Here is a 14,528-nt window from a genome sequence, read left to right on the forward strand (position 1 = left end):
GGGAGCGGGCTTGCTCGCGATGCAGTCGCCGCGGTTCAACAGGAACACCGCGCCGATACCATCGCAGGCAAGCCAGCGCCCACAAAGCCTGTGGGCATGCTTCTATTGCGTCACAAAGCGCCCCAACTGCTGCTTGAGCCGCTGGTTTTCGGCCCGCAACTGCTGCACTTCTTCGAGCAGGTCCAGCGCCAGGGCGACGCCTTCCCACTCTATGTGCAGATCATCACGCAGCTTGGCCGCACGCCTGGCGATGACCAATTCGTAGTCTTCAAAACGCCACACGTCAGGCGTGCGGCCCTGAGGTTCGATAATTCCGTGTTCGACAATCTCTATCACGTAAGTGGCCGGGATATTGGCCTCTTCGCAGAACCTTTCCATGTCCAGCTGAACGATCAGGGTGCTGCTCATGATCAGTTACTCCATTGTTCTCTCGGGTCAAATGCAGCTTTGTCGGCGAGTTCTTGCCACAGTGCTTTGGTGGCCTCGTCGGTCTGTTTGGGCATGACCACTTTCAATTGGGCATACAAATCACCTCGCTGGCCTTTCTTGTCCGCCAGGCCGTGGCCCTTGATGCGCAAGCGCTGACCGCTCTGGCTGTCAGGGCGAATGGTCATCATCACCTTGCTGGTCAGGGTAGGTATCGCCACCTTGGTGCCCAGCGCAGCTTCCCACGGGGCCAATGGCACCGTGATGACCAGGTCGTGGCCTTCGACATCGAATTTAGGGTGCGGCGCAAAACGGATGATCAGGTACAGATCACCGTTTGCTCCGCCGCCCATGCCCGGCGCGCCCTGCCCTTTAAGGCGGATGCGTTCGCCGTCGGTCACACCGGCAGGAATTTTCACGCTCAGGGTCTTGCTGGTATCGCCGATCTGGAAGCTGATCTGCTTCGACTCACCAGACAGGGTTTCTTCAAGAAAAATCGGCAATTCCATTTCTACATCCTGCCCGCGACGGCCCGCACTGCGGCCCGATTGCCCACCAAATCCATTGCCGCGCGAACCGAAGATCGAGCTGAAAAAGTCTGAAAAATCGCCGTTGTTCTCGAAACCACCACTGGAATGACCCTGCCAGCCCGGCGGCCCCTGGAAGGGCTGGCCATGCTGGCCGTACTGACGAATCTCATCGTATTCCGCGCGTTTTTCGGCACTTTTCAGTGCTTCATACGCTTCGTTGACGTCCTTGAACTTGCTCTCGGCGTCCTTTTCCTTGCTGACATCCGGGTGATATTTGCGCGCCAGCTTGCGATAGGCGGTCTTGATCGCCTTGTCGTCAGCCGTGGGCTCGACACCCAGGATCTTGTAATAGTCTTTGAAGTCCATGTAAGGATCACCATCCGTTATCAATATCGCGCCGTTCCAGGTCACCCAGAATGCTCTGGCTGACCGGCCTGTCGATTGACCGGTCTCAATCATGTGACGGAACGCCGCTGCAAAAGTTTATCGGCAGCCTACGGGCTTCACTCAATCGCCTGACAACTACCAAGCCAATGTCTGGAAGTTTGGGGGTGAAGGATAGTCTTTCAAGTGGATTAAAACCTACGAATTAGCGAATCGTCGCCCTTCGATTCTTCAGCGGTCTGACATACACTGCGCGGCCGTTTTTTAACCGGAACATGAAAGACATGAAAAGCGCCTCTCCAGCACGTGCCTGCGGTATCGACTTCGGCACGTCCAACTCCACCGTCGGCTGGCTTCGCCCAGGCGTGGAAACCCTCATCGCGCTGGAGGACGACAAGATCACCCTGCCCTCAGTGGTGTTCTTCAATATTGAAGAACGCCGCCCGGTGTATGGCCGTCTGGCGCTGCATGAGTACCTGGAAGGCTACGAAGGCCGCCTGATGCGCTCGCTCAAGAGCCTGCTGGGCTCCAAGCTGATCAAGCACGACACCAGCGTTCTGGGCACGGCGATGCCGTTCAAGGACTTGCTGGGGCTGTTTATCGCTCAGCTTAAAAAACGCGCCGAAGCGACCGCCGGTCGAGAATTTGAAGAAGTGGTGCTGGGACGCCCGGTTTTTTTCGTCGATGACGATCCCCTGGCCGACCAGGAAGCCGAAAACACCCTGACCGACGTGGCCCGTGCCATCGGGTTCAAGGAAGTGTCCTTCCAGTACGAACCGATCGCGGCGGCATTCGACTATGAGTCCACTATCGAACGCGAAGAGCTGGTACTGATCGTCGACATCGGTGGCGGTACCTCCGACTTCTCGCTGGTGCGTCTGTCGCCCGAGCGTCGTGGCATGGACAACCGCCAGGACGATATCCTCGCCACCGGCGGTGTGCACGTGGGCGGGACCGACTTCGACAAACAACTGAGCCTGCAAGGCGTGATGCCGCTTTTCGGCTACGGCAGCCGCATGAAAAGCGGGGCCTACATGCCCACCAGCCACCACATGAACCTGGCGACCTGGCACACCATCAACTCGGTGTACTCGCAAAAATCCCAGTTGGCCCTGGGCAGCATGCGCTACGACATTGAAGACACCGGTGGCATCGACCGTCTGTTCAAGCTGATCGAGCAGCGTGCCGGTCACTGGCTGGCGATGGAAATCGAAGAAACCAAGATCCAGTTGACCCACAACGACAGCCGTCACTTGCCGCTGGATCGGGTTGAAGCGGGACTGAGCGTGGACTTGAGCCGCGGGATGTTCGAAGCCGCCATCGACAATCAGCTGGAGCGCATCCGCAACAGCGTGACCAACCTGCTCACCAGTGCAGGCGTGGGTGTCGAGCAGGTGGATACAGTGTTCTTCACCGGGGGTTCGAGCGGCATTCCGGCATTGCGCCAGAGCGTAGCGGCCATGCTGCCCAATGCCCGACACGTTGAAGGCAACATCTTCGGCAGCATCGGCAGCGGTTTGGCGATTGAAGCTAAAAAGCGTTACGGCTAATACCCTCACCCCAACCCTCTCCCGCCGGGAGAGGGTTGGGGTGAGCTGTTAAACCAGCCCCACCTGCTTCAACTCACTCTTCAGGTACGCATAGTAAATCGGCCCGGCCACCACACCCGGCAGGCCGAAGGCGGCCTCGAATACCAGCATCGCCAGCAGCAATTCCCACGATTTGGCGCTGATCTGCCCGCCCACAATTCTGGCGTTGAGAAAGTACTCCAGCTTGTGGATAACGATCAGGTAGCCCAACGCACCCACCGCCACCCAGATCGACAGCGACAAGCCGACTATGGTGATCAGCGTGTTGGAGATCAGGTTGCCGATCACCGGCAGCAAGCCCAGCAGGAAGGTCAGCACGATCAGGGTTTTGGTCAGCGGCAAGTGAACGCCAAGCAGCGGCAGGATCACAGCCAGAAAGACTCCGGTAAACGCGGTGTTGAGCAGCGCAATCTTGATCTGCGCGAACACGATATTGCGAAACGCCTGTACCAGCAGGTGCAGACGCTCGAACAGCGCGGCAGACAGCGGCTTGCGACGGCTGATATCGGGAATGGTCTGCAAGGCCATGATGGCCCCCAGCACCATGCCGATCAGCAGGGTCACGAACATGTGTGCCGCGTCTTTGCCCACCAGTTGCAGATCGCTGAGGTGCTTGTTCATCCACTGCCCGATGGCAATCCGAAACTCGGCAGCGCTGGCAGGCAGGTAACTGTCCAGAAACGGCGGCAATTGACCCCGAGCCCGGTCAACCACGGCCATGAATTTGTTGAGTGATGCCCCAGGGTTTTCGGCTTCATGCAGCAAAAAGCTGATGGCTCCGGCAAAAATCAGCGCCAGCACACTGACAATCAGCGTGCCCAGCAACGCCACTGCCAGCCACCGCGCACGACGCCCGGCAATCAGGCGCTGCAGTTGGGGGGTGAGCATGTTGACCAGTTCGAACACCAACAACCCTGCCAGCAGGCTGGGCAACAAACGCAACGGAAAGACCAGTAGCAAGCCGCCAGCAATGATGATGTAGCTGGCCAACACGATGTGACGCTGAGAAAACGATGGCATACAGCCTCAAAACTGACAGCGTGAAAGGAAAGGCAGTCTGCCAGCCTTCGGCGGGGAGCACTAGAATTTACACACCCCTTGTAGCCGCTGAGGAGCGGAGCGAGGCTGCGATCGGCGACGTAGTCGTCGTAAATGCAGTCCTCGATCGCAGCCTCGCTCCGCTCCTCAGCGACTACACAGGCAGGCTTTATTTTTTCTTCAGGCAATCACTCATGAAGGCTTTGCGCGCATCGCCCTTGAGGTCCTGGGTACCGGCGGTGGCGTTGCAGGTTTTCATTTTGTCTTGCTGCGTGGCCGGTTTGGCTTTGAGGCAGGTGCTCATAAAGGCTTTGCGCTCATCACCCTTGAGGGCTTTGGCACTGGCGTCAGCGTTACAGGTGGTCATTTTGTTCTGCTGGGCAGTGGCCGCAAAACCCTGGGAGCACAGCAGCAGACCGATCAGCAGCAGAGGAACACGCAACATCTTCATGGAGTTTTCTCCTTGTTGACGCGCCAAGTGGCAGCGCAATTCACTGAAGTGTAGACAAACTCTGTTACATCGTTATCCGTTGCACCCTCTGGCGCTCAAACATCGCGACTTGCTGGCTGACAGTGGATAATCGCTGCTTATTAATCGTGTGGTTGTCCTGATGCAATACGCTTACCCGCTACTGGCCATTTTTATCTGGGCCGGCAATACCGTGATTAACAAGTTGGCAGTGGGCGCAATCTTCCCCTCCGAAATCGGCTTTTACCGCTGGCTGCTGGCCGGCCTGCTGTTCACGCCCTTTATGCTCAAACCGGTCATGGCCAACTGGCCTGTCATCCGTGCGAACCTGGGCAAGATCTTCGTCCTCGGCGTGCTTGGCATGGCGATTTACCAAAGCCTGGCCTACTACGCGGCAGCCCGGACCTCGGCCACCAATATGGGCATTATCCTGTCGCTGATGCCATTGATGGTGCTTGCGATGTCGATCATCAGCCTGGGCCAGCGCCTGACGGCCGGAGCATTGGTGGGCGCCATTGTGTCGTTTGTCGGGGTACTGGTGGTGGTGTCGAGCGGCAGTCTCGCGGCCTTGCTCGATCATGGCCTGAACCTGGGCGACGCGATGATGCTGGTCGCCACCCTGGCCTACGCGATTTACAGCACGCTGCTGAAAAAATGGCAGCTGCGCCTGCCGCCACTGCAGATGCTGTACATGCAGGTGCTCGTGGCGATTGTGGTGCTGTTCCCGCTGTACCTGGCCTCCCCCAAGGTCGGCCCGACCGTTCACAACATGGGACTGGTGCTCTACGCCTGTGTGCTGGCGTCGATGATCGCGCCCTTGGCCTGGATGAAAGCCGTCGCCACCCTGGGCCCGAGTCGCACCACGCTGTTTTTCAATCTGTTGCCGTTGATTACGGCACTGATTGCTGCCGTGGTGTTGAAAGAGCAATTGCATGCCTACCACCTGATTGGCGGCGCACTGACCCTGGGCGGTGTGATTCTGTCGGAACGGTGGACTACGCCACTTCGCAAAGCCTGATCGCTCTGTCTCAACCTGTCGCCGCTGCCGCAGGCTGCGATGGGCAGCGCAGCGGCCCTCTTTGGCATTCAAGGCAACGGCCTTGCGGTGGCAGCGGCTACATCCGTTCTGCAGGGCTTATTTCACCGTTTTCGGCACTTTGCCCTGCTGCATTTGCTGCAGCAGTGGCGCGCACTGGTTGGGTTCGCCGCCACTTGGCGCAACCAATGCCAGCAACCCTGCCGCCGGGCCTGCAATCACGCCCAGCGCCACCATGCCGGCACCGCGCAACAGCAACGGTACGGCTTGCACGCCCGCCGAGGGGTTGGCGAAGGTACCGCGCACATACAGCGGTGAACGCAGCGAAAACAAGCGCAGGCCCTTGGACTCAGGGGTGATTTTCAAGTCGAGCTGCTCGGTGGCGAAGTTGACCGTACCATCGATGTAGATAATCGCGTTCTCGGTATCGAACACAAACAGCCGGGAGCTGGCCAGACCGCTCTTGATCCCGAAGTCCGCTGCCGCGCAGTTGATTTTGACGTCTTCGTCGCCAAAAATCTTGCCCACCACGTAGTTGCCCACGTTCAAGCCAGCTATCTCCATCAGGCTGCGACTGATGGCGCCATCATTGATGATCATTTTCAAATCACCATTGGCAGTACCCAACAACTTGGCCACCGAGTTGCCGGTCCCGGCAATCGTGGCATCGCCATTGAGTTCACCGAAGCTGGTCTTCATCGGTTCAAACGTGGGAAACAGCTGCTTGAGCTTGAAGTTGCGCGCCGTCAATTTGGCGCTGCCTTTCAACGGCGTCGCACGACCATTGAGGCGGATCTGCGCATCCAGCTTGCCGCCCGCCACGCCAAAGCGCAGCGGCTCAAGGCTCAGCTCGCCGTCATTGAGTACCAGATGGGTGAACAGGTCGGTAAACGGCAACTCGGCGCTCTGCACGATGCGCTTGCCGGTGAGTTCAACGTCGGCGTCCATGTCGCGCCAGCGCTCGGTGCGAAATTCTTCGACCGGCAGCACTTTACCCGCTGGCTGCTTGCTTTCACCGCCCCGGGCCTTTTGCTGGGTGTTGGAGTCGGCGCCGATCAAAGGAGCCAGGTCAGCCATCAGCAGTTGGTTGGACACCAGCTTGCCAGACAGCTTTGGCCGCGGCTGGCTGGCCACGTATTTCAGGTCGCCGTGAATATCACTGCTACCGATTTTGCCGTTGAAGTTTTCATAGCTGAAGGTGGCTCCACCGGGCTCACGCAATTGGGCGATCAAATGCCCGTCGGTCGAGTACGGCGGTGAATCCGGCAAGGTCACGCCGGTCAACGGATAGAGGTTGCTCAGGCTGGTACCGGCCAGCTTCAGGCGCAGGTTCAGCGCCCCCAGATTCAGCGGATCGGTCAAGGTCCCGGCCAGCGCCACCTGTGTATCGGCAATGCTGACCTGGGCTTGCAGCGGGAAAGGCCTGGTCGCGTCCTGCAAGGCCAGCAGGCCGCCAATCTTGCCCGTACCGTTGAGTTTCTGGTCGTGGTACTGGCCTTTGACCTTGAGGGCGAAAGCATAGTCTTGCGCCTGGCCACCTTTCTCCAGGGCCTTTTTCGCGTCCGCTTCGCCAACGATTTCCCTGAAGGGAATAGGCTTGCCCAGTGGATCGATCAGCACATCCAGTCGGGCTTTGAGGGTTTGGTCATTTAACGTCACGTGGCCCTTGTCGAAGCCGATGGCGCCTATATCAACGGTCCACGCTGACGGTTCGGCGTTCGGGTCCTTGGGGTCGAACGTGAAGTTCCAGTTCGCCCGGCCATCGGCCAGACGCTCAAGGTTGGCGCTGGGCTCGGTCAGGTTGATGCGCGGGATATCCACCGTTTGGGTCAGCAGTGCCAGCGGCGACAGGCGCAGCTCGACTTTCTTGAGGCTGGCCATTTGCGCCGTTTTCGACCATTCGGGGTTGCCCAGGGTCAGGTCTTGGGCAATCACATGGGGCCAGGGCACCCAGGCGCGCCACCCGCCCTCGTCCTCTTCACGCTGCCAGCGCACGGCCAGATCACCGTTGATGGCAAACGGGCGATGAAGGATTTCGGACACTTTGGTGTTGAGGGTCGGCTTGATGCGGTTCCAGTCGAAGGTAGCGAGAATCACCACCAGCACGGCCACCAACAGCACGAGAATACCGCCTGTCCAGGCAAGGGTTTTACGGGTGCGCGTCATGTCGCGGCTCCTTGAATTCGACTCAACGTCCCAGTTACGACGCCTCTAAATGTACGACTGGCAAAGACGTCTGAAGGTTTAACCCCGGTACGACTTTCGTGTAAAAAACCTCGGAAGCCTCAGGCTAGAGCCCCCGAATCTGAACAATCAATTCTGTCGATTATCACCATTGCCCGTATGAACTTTGATATCCGGTAGCCAAGCGTAGCATTGCCACAACACCTACTTAGTTGCACTGCTACGGAGCACACACCATGAAACGCCCATTACTGCTTGGCCTTACCCTTTCACTTTTCGCCGTCAACGCTTTTGCCCTGCCAGCCGACGACGAGCCAACCCCAATGGTACAACCTGCATCGAGCACGTTGAGCCAACCCCTCAACCCGGTGGCTGAAGATGGCGCGCAACGTACCCTGGATCAGCAAAATCGCGTCGCTGAAGATGGCTACGATCGCACCCCAAGCAATCAGTTTGTCGCCGAAGGTGGCGCTGATCGTCTGGCCGAGCGCAATCAACGTGCAAGCTGAGTCATCTGTTTGTGTGGGAGCGGGCCTGCTCGCAACAACATCCCCGTCGATAGCCCGATAGAACACGCCGCCTGCATCGCGAGCGAGCCCGCCCCCACACTTTGTGCAGCACACCGTTCGACGCCATCAAAGCCGATTTGCTAGAGTGCGCCGCTGTACTTGTCTGGAATACCAGCCCCGATGCTGCCCCGCGCCGAACAGAAGCAACAAACCCGCCTTGCGTTGATGGATGCTGCCCGCCACTTGATGGAATCGGGCCGCGGCTTTGGCAGCCTGAGCCTGCGCGAAGTCGCAAAAACGGCGGGCATCGTGCCTACCGGTTTTTATCGTCACTTCAGCGACATGGACCAGTTGGGCCTGGCACTGGTCAGTGAAGTCGGCCAGACCTTTCGCGAAACTATTCGCCTGGTGCGCCACAACGAACTGTTCATGGGCGGCGTGATCAACGCGTCGGTGCGCATCTTTCTCGACGTGGTAGAGGCCAATCGCTCGCAGTTTCTGTTTTTGGCCCGCGAGCAGTACGGCGGTTCCCAACCGGTTCGCCAGGCCATTGGCGCACTGCGTGAAGACATCACGTCGGACCTGGCAGCAGATCTTGGCTCCAAGCCCAAGTTGCAGCACCTGGACCATGCCGGCCTGACCGTGATCGCCGATCTGGTGGTCAAAAGCGTGTTTGCCGCCCTGCCCGACGTGATCGATCCGCCTGCTGACACCCTGCCCGATCACCTGCAACCCCAGGCCAAAATCAGCCAGCAGCTGCGATTTATCTTTATCGGGCTCAAGCACTGGAAAGGTTTGGGCAGCACGGAGTAATCGTTGGCGCACTGTGTTGGTGCGCCTTCGCACCCCCTGCGCACCCGCTTGGAACACCCTCATCGTCCTGCACCCTTTTTGGGCCTGTATTTGCACCCGTCACCCGGGTTGGCAAGCCCCTTGCTCTGGCTTGGGTAATGTCAATTGCAGGATGCCTTCCGATGTTGGTGATTCATCGCAGAATCCAGCCCCACCCCGTGTGGAGCGACGAGCTACACCTCAACTTCGAAGCCCGGAGCAAAAGCCGCCTGCGCTGTTTCAGCAGCAGTGGCGAAGACGTGGGACTGTTTCTTGACCGCGGCCAGGCGCCCTTGAATGACGGCGAATTTCTCCAGGCCCAGGACGGACGAATCGTACGCGTGTGCGCCAGCCCGGAAAAACTGCTGCATGTCACCTGCCGCGATGCCTTTGAACTGACCCGTGCGGCTTATCACCTGGGCAACCGCCATGTTGCCCTGCAAGTGGGTGATGGCTGGTTGCGCCTGCTCGATGACTATGTGCTCAAGGCCATGCTGGAGCAATTGGGTGCACACACCGAGGCCATTGAAGCGCCATTTCAACCGGAACACGGCGCCTATGGCGGCGGCCATCATCACTCCCGTGCGGGTGAAGAAGACTTCAACTACGCGCCGCGCCTGCATCAATTTGGCGTTCGCCTGTGAATCCGGCCTGGGCGCTGTTGCGCTTGGCCAGCCCGCAACTGCCCATCGGTGGCTACAGCTATTCCCAAGGGCTGGAAATGGCCGTCGAGAATGGCCGTGTCACTGATCCTGTGACGGCCGCGCGCTGGATCAGCGATCAATTGCTGCTCAATCTGGCCCGCTTCGAAGCGCCGTTGCTGCTCGCCCATTGCCAGGCGGCGGCCGACCAGGACTGGAACACCTTGCAGCGGCTGTGCGATGAACAGCGCGCCAGCCGTGAAACCCGCGAACTGCATCAGGAAAGCCGGCAAATGGGCTATTCCTTGCAACAGTTGCTCACCGGTTTGCCGGAACTGGACGAGCCCGCACGGTTGTTTCTCGCACAACAGCGTGAGCCACATCTGGCGCTTGGCTGGGCATTGGCTGCACGCGCCTGGAGCATCAGTCCTTCAGACGCGCTGGCCGCCTGGTTCTGGAGCTGGCTGGAAAACCAACTGGCGGTACTGATGAAAACCCTGCCACTGGGCCAGCAAGCGGCCCAACGCATGACCAGTGAGTTGTCGCCCGCCCTGCAACAGGCACAGCAACACGCCAGCACCCTCGACTCATCCCACTTGGGCAGCGCCGCTTTCGGCCTGTCGTTGGCGAGCATGGCCCACGAGCGCCAGTACAGCCGCCTGTTTCGTTCCTAGGAGAATGTAATGAACACACAGCCTTTGCGTGTTGGCATCGGTGGCCCGGTGGGCTCCGGCAAAACCGCACTCACCCTGGCCCTGTGCCTGGCGTTGCGCGATAAGTACAACCTGGCCGTCGTCACCAACGATATCTATACCCGTGAAGATGCCGACTTTCTGGTGCGCAATGAGGCGCTGGCCCCGGAGCGCATTATCGGGGTTGAAACCGGTGGCTGCCCGCACACGGCGATTCGTGAAGATGCGTCGATCAACCTGGAAGCCGTGGATCAGTTGAACCGCCGTTTTCCGGGGCTGGACCTGATTCTGGTGGAATCGGGTGGGGATAACTTGTCGGCCACCTTCAGCCCGGAACTGTCCGACCTGACGATCTACGTGATCGACGTGTCCGCCGGGGACAAATTGCCACGCAAGGGGGGACCGGGGATCTGTAAATCCGACTTGCTGGTGATCAACAAGATCGACCTGGCGCCACTGGTGGGCGCCTCGCTGGAACTGATGGACAGCGACACGCGGCGCATGCGCGGCGAAAAGCCGTTTGTGTTCAGCAACCAAAAGACCGGGCTTGGCCTGGATGCCATCGTGGCGTTTATCGAGCGTCAGGGTTTATTGGTTTGACCCGTGGGAGCGGGCTTGCTCGCGATGGCATCGCGAGCAAGCCCGCTCCCACATTTACACTCGCGTATTCAGAGTTGAGATCATCCAGGGAATCACGGTGTATCATGTCGCGCAAACGCCCCAGCCGTGACGACGCCCGCCGATGCCTGATGTAGCCAGCTCCGACTTCCCGCTAGAACTGACCGCCACGTTTGCGGCCGTTCAGCAGCATTTTCGCCAGGTCATTGTGCCGCTCTGGCAAGGCCCCGGCTGGAATGCCGAACTGGCGCTGCCATACGAGGCACTCAGCCCTGAACATCGGCCGCTGCCACCCCAGCGCTATCGCGCCATGGCCTGTGCGCGGCAACTGTACCTGTTCGCCAGCCTGATCGATGACCCGGCTTTCCCCGACGCCACTGAGCGCGCCGCGGCGCTGTTCCGCTCGCTGCACCAGCATTTTCACGATGCCGAACACGGTGGCTGGTTCTACAGCATCGACCCTGACGGCGCGCCGCTGGATCAACGCAAAGACCTCTACACCCACGCCTTTATCATCTTCGCGTGCGCCCATTACTGGGCCAAAGTGCGCGAGCCGCTGGTGGAGTCGGCGCTCAATGGGGCGCTGGAGGTGGTGGCCGAACGCTTCAGTGATGGCAACGGCCTGTACGAAGCCAGCCTGGATCGCGACTGGACTTCACTGAACACCGGCCCCCTGCAAAACCCGTTGATGCACTTGGCTGAAGCCTTTCTGGCCACCCTGTCGGTGCGCGACGATGCTCCCGTGCATGGCGCACTGCTCGCACTCGCCGATGCCATGCAGCAGCGCTTTATCGAGCCTGTGCATAACGTCATGCTCGAAAAACCGCGCGGGGCTGTGGATAACTGGTTTGAGCCGGGCCATCAGTTTGAGTGGTTCTTTTTGCTGCAGTCTTCACCACTGCTGCGCCAGACACCGCTGCACGGGTCACTGGATCGTGCTTTCGGCTTTGCCGAGCAGGTGGGCGTCGACCCGCAGAGTGGCGCGGTCTGCGGCATGCTGGCCCCCGATGGCAGCCTGCGTGATGGCACCCAGCGCATCTGGGCGCAAGCCGAATACCTGCGTGCCCTGACCTTGCGCTCCGACAGCCAGCCACGTCTGCAACGCCAGTTGCTGGCGCTGCAACAGCACTTTTTACATGCCGGTGGCTGGTACGAATGCCGGGATGGCGCAGGGAATGTCAGCCGCGAAGACATGCCGTCGACCACGCCGTATCACCTGGCGACGTGCTACAGCGGGTTGGCGCAGTACTTTAATAACTGACGCCTCCCACAAAAACTCACTGGCCTTGGGTTACGCAATCCACTTGCGATCCCCGGTAAAGCTGATGGTCAGCCAGCGGGCACTGTCAGCAGCCCCCAGTAGTTCGGATATTTCTTCGCGCAACGCATCGAGTGTCTTCACGCTGGTCAGTGGATAACCCGCTGGCAGCACAATATGAATCTCGATAAACCGCGCCCGTCCATGCTTCTGCACGTAGGTTTTGTAGCCTTCAAACCCATGGCGTGCCGACATGTCTTCGAGCACGTCGCGTACCTTGTCGTCGAGTCTGTCCGGGGCTATCCCCAGGACGTCACGCAAGGCCGGCTTGAGGATCTTGAACGCCGGGGCCAGCATGCTCAGGGCCAGCAAAATCAGGATCGCCGGGTCAACGTAGGCCGCCCACTGTGCATAACCCTGCTGCTTGAGCACCAGCGCCGTGACGAAACTTATCAACAGCCCCACCGACAGCATGGCGTCCACCAGCCAGCTGATGTTGTCGAACTGGATCAGGGTGGACTTGAGCTTGCGGTTTTTGCGCCGCACCCAGAAGTAGTACGCAAATTCGATCACGGTAAACACCGCTGCGTAGACAATCACCATCCCCAGCTCGATGTCGCGCCCGCCATTGATGATGCCGAACACACCGTTCAGAAAGGCATAGATCGCAATCAACAACAGGAAGCTGCCTTCGATCAGCAGCACCATGGGCTCCAGGTGCCAGAAGCCGAACTGGAAACGCTGGTTGCTTTCCTTGGCGATCAGCTGCGCCGTAATCAGCATCAGTACTTTGATAAAGGTGGCGATCAAAGAGAAGAATCCATCGAACATGATGGATTCAGAACCCGAAATAAAACCCGTCGCAATGCCCGCAATGGCCACCGCGAACATTAATACAGTCGATTGTTTGAGCAGTTTCTGCTCACCACGGTTACTCACAAAAACTCCTTTTCAGCCCGATTGAATGCGACCCCCTCAGGAGGTCGCAGGTGGGCTGCCAGGCGTGAGTTTACTACTTGGCGTGGCGCTCGATCGCAAAACCGCTCCAGGACTGCGTGACGGGCATCAGCTCAAGGCGGTTGATGTTGATGTGGGCCGGGGTGTTGAGCACCCAGAAAATGGTCTCGGCGATGTCCTGGGGCTGAATCGGCTCAGCACCCTGATAGGTCGCATCGTAACGTTCCTTGTCGCCACCGAAGCGCACCATGGAGAACTCGCTCTCGCACAGGCCTGGCTCTACGTTGCTGACCCGCACACCCGTGCCCTGCAAGTCGCAACGCAGGTTCAGGGAGAACTGTTTGACGAAGGCCTTGGTGCCGCCATACACGTGGCTGCCAGGGTACGGGTAGCTGCCGGCGATGGAACCCAGGTTGACGATCCCGGCACCGCGGCCGTAGGCGATCAGTCGTGGCAGCAGCAGGCGGGTGGTGTAGAGCAGGCCCTTGATGTTGGTGTCGACCATGGTTTCCCAGTCGTCGAGGTCACACTTGGGCGCCGGGTCGGTGCCCAGGGCCAGGCCCGCATTGTTGATAAGCCCGCGCAACTTGTTGAACGAAGGCGGCAGATCGGCAATCGCGGCTTCCATCGCGACACGGTCACGCACGTCCACCACCAGGCCGTGGACCTCGGTCTGCTTGGACAACTCTTCGCACAGGGCTTTCAATCGATCTTCGCGCCGACCCGTCAGCACCAGTTTCCAGCCTGCTTGTGCAAACTTGCGCGCACACGCCTCACCAAATCCGGAAGTCGCGCCCGTAATAAACAGGGTGGAAGTCATCGTGTTCTCCTTGGCTGGCGGGCATCGGCCGCCGTTGAATTGGACGTTGAGCAGAATGCCCCGGCTGACGTTCAGCGGCAACCCATCGCGCATTCAGGCCGAAGCTGTACAAAAAACGATCAGTCGCCGATAAGCCACTGTGCATAAGGGCTGGAGCCATATGCACTCACCTTATCCACAGGCCCGTCCACAGTCTTTGGGTGTAAGTCGAAAATACTCAAAGCCACAGTCCACAAGGGATAGAGCACAGGAAAAGGTGTTTTTGACTTGACCTGGACACGCCCCACATGCAGGCGCCCCAAAAAGGTGCAACCCAGGGAAACCCTGCAGATAGCCAGAGGCCAGTAATTACACCGCCTAGCGCATTCTTTCCAGAGTTTAACCACAGACTTATCCACAGGTTAGTCATTATTTCCGGTCGCTCTTTATGACCAAACAAACCTGTTGACAAATCACCTGGGGAGCCAGGCAAAAAGCACTGATCAAAAAACAACCACATCTCTACAGGCCTTGTAAATAAAGGCCTACAGCCAACTACTCCCACGT

General features: G+C 59.1%; 15 protein-coding genes. 8 read left to right on the forward strand and 7 right to left on the reverse strand.

Features of this window, described 5'->3' with window-relative positions; genetic code table 11:
- Nucleotides 1-102 precede the first annotated feature (102 nt).
- Both VSQ83_RS21400 and cbpA read right to left on the reverse strand, forming a co-directional pair.
- Nucleotides 103-408: a chaperone modulator CbpM gene (locus tag VSQ83_RS21400; RefSeq protein WP_133078736.1), complete on the reverse strand. Its 306-nt coding sequence runs from the start codon at nt 406-408 to the stop codon at nt 103-105.
- Nucleotides 409-410: 2 nt separating this feature from the next.
- Complete coding sequence (gene cbpA, locus VSQ83_RS21405; protein ID WP_133078735.1) at nt 411-1,322, reverse strand: curved DNA-binding protein; 912 nt, start codon at nt 1,320-1,322, stop codon at nt 411-413.
- A 302-nt stretch (nt 1,323-1,624) separates the two neighbouring features.
- Between cbpA and VSQ83_RS21410 the strand changes: the two genes are divergently transcribed.
- The gene (locus VSQ83_RS21410) at nt 1,625-2,890 is read left to right on the forward strand and encodes an Hsp70 family protein (RefSeq protein WP_133078734.1); all 1,266 of its coding nucleotides are present in this window, start codon (nt 1,625-1,627) and stop codon (nt 2,888-2,890) included.
- Between the two features lie 48 nt (nt 2,891-2,938).
- Here VSQ83_RS21410 and VSQ83_RS21415 read toward each other — a convergent pair whose 3' ends face one another.
- Both VSQ83_RS21415 and VSQ83_RS21420 read right to left on the reverse strand, forming a co-directional pair.
- Entirely contained in the window at nt 2,939-3,949 is a 1,011-nt protein-coding gene (locus tag VSQ83_RS21415) for an AI-2E family transporter (RefSeq protein WP_133078733.1), read from the reverse strand.
- A 187-nt stretch (nt 3,950-4,136) separates the two neighbouring features.
- Nucleotides 4,137-4,418 (reverse strand): PsiF family protein, encoded by a 282-nt coding sequence (locus tag VSQ83_RS21420; protein ID WP_133078732.1) that lies wholly within the window; start codon nt 4,416-4,418, stop codon nt 4,137-4,139.
- 160 nt (nt 4,419-4,578) lie between these two features.
- Here VSQ83_RS21420 and VSQ83_RS21425 point away from each other — a divergent pair, with 160 nt between their 5' ends.
- Nucleotides 4,579-5,454 (forward strand): DMT family transporter, encoded by an 876-nt coding sequence (locus tag VSQ83_RS21425; protein ID WP_133078731.1) that lies wholly within the window; start codon nt 4,579-4,581, stop codon nt 5,452-5,454.
- A 117-nt stretch (nt 5,455-5,571) separates the two neighbouring features.
- On the opposite strand, the gene VSQ83_RS21430 is transcribed toward VSQ83_RS21425, so the two are convergent.
- A complete protein-coding gene (locus VSQ83_RS21430) occupies nt 5,572-7,638 on the reverse strand; it encodes an AsmA family protein (RefSeq protein ID WP_326427481.1) in 2,067 nt (688 codons plus the stop codon).
- Nucleotides 7,639-7,892: 254 nt separating this feature from the next.
- Here VSQ83_RS21430 and VSQ83_RS21435 point away from each other — a divergent pair, with 254 nt between their 5' ends.
- From VSQ83_RS21435 to VSQ83_RS21460, 6 genes are all read left to right on the forward strand, one after another.
- Entirely contained in the window at nt 7,893-8,165 is a 273-nt protein-coding gene (locus VSQ83_RS21435) for a hypothetical protein (protein WP_133078729.1), read from the forward strand.
- 180 nt (nt 8,166-8,345) lie between these two features.
- The gene (locus VSQ83_RS21440) at nt 8,346-8,978 is read left to right on the forward strand and encodes a TetR family transcriptional regulator (RefSeq protein ID WP_046809184.1); all 633 of its coding nucleotides are present in this window, start codon (nt 8,346-8,348) and stop codon (nt 8,976-8,978) included.
- 161 nt (nt 8,979-9,139) lie between these two features.
- On the forward strand, nt 9,140-9,640 hold the full coding sequence (gene ureE, locus VSQ83_RS21445; RefSeq protein WP_326427482.1) for an urease accessory protein UreE: 501 nt from the start codon (nt 9,140-9,142) through the stop codon (nt 9,638-9,640).
- The gene (locus tag VSQ83_RS21450) at nt 9,637-10,311 is read left to right on the forward strand and encodes an urease accessory protein UreF (RefSeq protein ID WP_326427484.1); all 675 of its coding nucleotides are present in this window, start codon (nt 9,637-9,639) and stop codon (nt 10,309-10,311) included. Before ureE ends, VSQ83_RS21450 begins: the two co-directional genes overlap by 4 nt.
- Nucleotides 10,312-10,320: 9 nt before the next feature.
- On the forward strand, nt 10,321-10,929 hold the full coding sequence (ureG, locus tag VSQ83_RS21455) for an urease accessory protein UreG (RefSeq protein ID WP_133078726.1): 609 nt from the start codon (nt 10,321-10,323) through the stop codon (nt 10,927-10,929).
- Nucleotides 10,930-11,071: 142 nt separating this feature from the next.
- On the forward strand, nt 11,072-12,208 hold the full coding sequence (locus VSQ83_RS21460) for an AGE family epimerase/isomerase (protein ID WP_219262117.1): 1,137 nt from the start codon (nt 11,072-11,074) through the stop codon (nt 12,206-12,208).
- 30 nt (nt 12,209-12,238) lie between these two features.
- Here VSQ83_RS21460 and VSQ83_RS21465 read toward each other — a convergent pair whose 3' ends face one another.
- Nucleotides 12,239-13,144, reverse strand: coding sequence for a cation diffusion facilitator family transporter (locus VSQ83_RS21465; protein WP_326427486.1), 906 nt, complete (start codon nt 13,142-13,144; stop codon nt 12,239-12,241).
- Between the two features lie 73 nt (nt 13,145-13,217).
- Nucleotides 13,218-13,982, reverse strand: coding sequence for an SDR family oxidoreductase (locus VSQ83_RS21470; protein WP_326427487.1), 765 nt, complete (start codon nt 13,980-13,982; stop codon nt 13,218-13,220).
- Between the last annotated feature and the right edge of the window lie 546 nt (nt 13,983-14,528).

The organism is Pseudomonas sp. DSV-1, assembly GCF_035830915.1.
GTDB lineage: Bacteria > Pseudomonadota > Gammaproteobacteria > Pseudomonadales > Pseudomonadaceae > Aquipseudomonas.

Bases quoted from the DNA above. Each gene is read 5' to 3' on its own strand.
- VSQ83_RS21420 (WP_133078732.1), bottom strand. From the start codon at position 4,418: ATGAAGATGTTGCGTGTTCCTCTGCTGCTGATCGGTCTGCTGCTGTGC.
- VSQ83_RS21425 (WP_133078731.1), top strand. From the start codon at position 4,579: ATGCAATACGCTTACCCGCTACTGGCCATTTTTATCTGGGCCGGCAAT.
- ureE (WP_326427482.1), top strand. From the start codon at position 9,140: ATGTTGGTGATTCATCGCAGAATCCAGCCCCACCCCGTGTGGAGCGAC.
- VSQ83_RS21415 (WP_133078733.1), bottom strand. From the start codon at position 3,949: ATGCCATCGTTTTCTCAGCGTCACATCGTGTTGGCCAGCTACATCATC.
- VSQ83_RS21470 (WP_326427487.1), bottom strand. From the start codon at position 13,982: ATGACTTCCACCCTGTTTATTACGGGCGCGACTTCCGGATTTGGTGAG.
- VSQ83_RS21430 (WP_326427481.1), bottom strand. From the start codon at position 7,638: ATGACGCGCACCCGTAAAACCCTTGCCTGGACAGGCGGTATTCTCGTG.
- VSQ83_RS21440 (WP_046809184.1), top strand. From the start codon at position 8,346: ATGCTGCCCCGCGCCGAACAGAAGCAACAAACCCGCCTTGCGTTGATG.
- cbpA (WP_133078735.1), bottom strand. From the start codon at position 1,322: ATGGACTTCAAAGACTATTACAAGATCCTGGGTGTCGAGCCCACGGCT.
- VSQ83_RS21400 (WP_133078736.1), bottom strand. From the start codon at position 408: ATGAGCAGCACCCTGATCGTTCAGCTGGACATGGAAAGGTTCTGCGAA.
- VSQ83_RS21410 (WP_133078734.1), top strand. From the start codon at position 1,625: ATGAAAAGCGCCTCTCCAGCACGTGCCTGCGGTATCGACTTCGGCACG.
- VSQ83_RS21460 (WP_219262117.1), top strand. From the start codon at position 11,072: ATGCCTGATGTAGCCAGCTCCGACTTCCCGCTAGAACTGACCGCCACG.
- VSQ83_RS21435 (WP_133078729.1), top strand. From the start codon at position 7,893: ATGAAACGCCCATTACTGCTTGGCCTTACCCTTTCACTTTTCGCCGTC.
- ureG (WP_133078726.1), top strand. From the start codon at position 10,321: ATGAACACACAGCCTTTGCGTGTTGGCATCGGTGGCCCGGTGGGCTCC.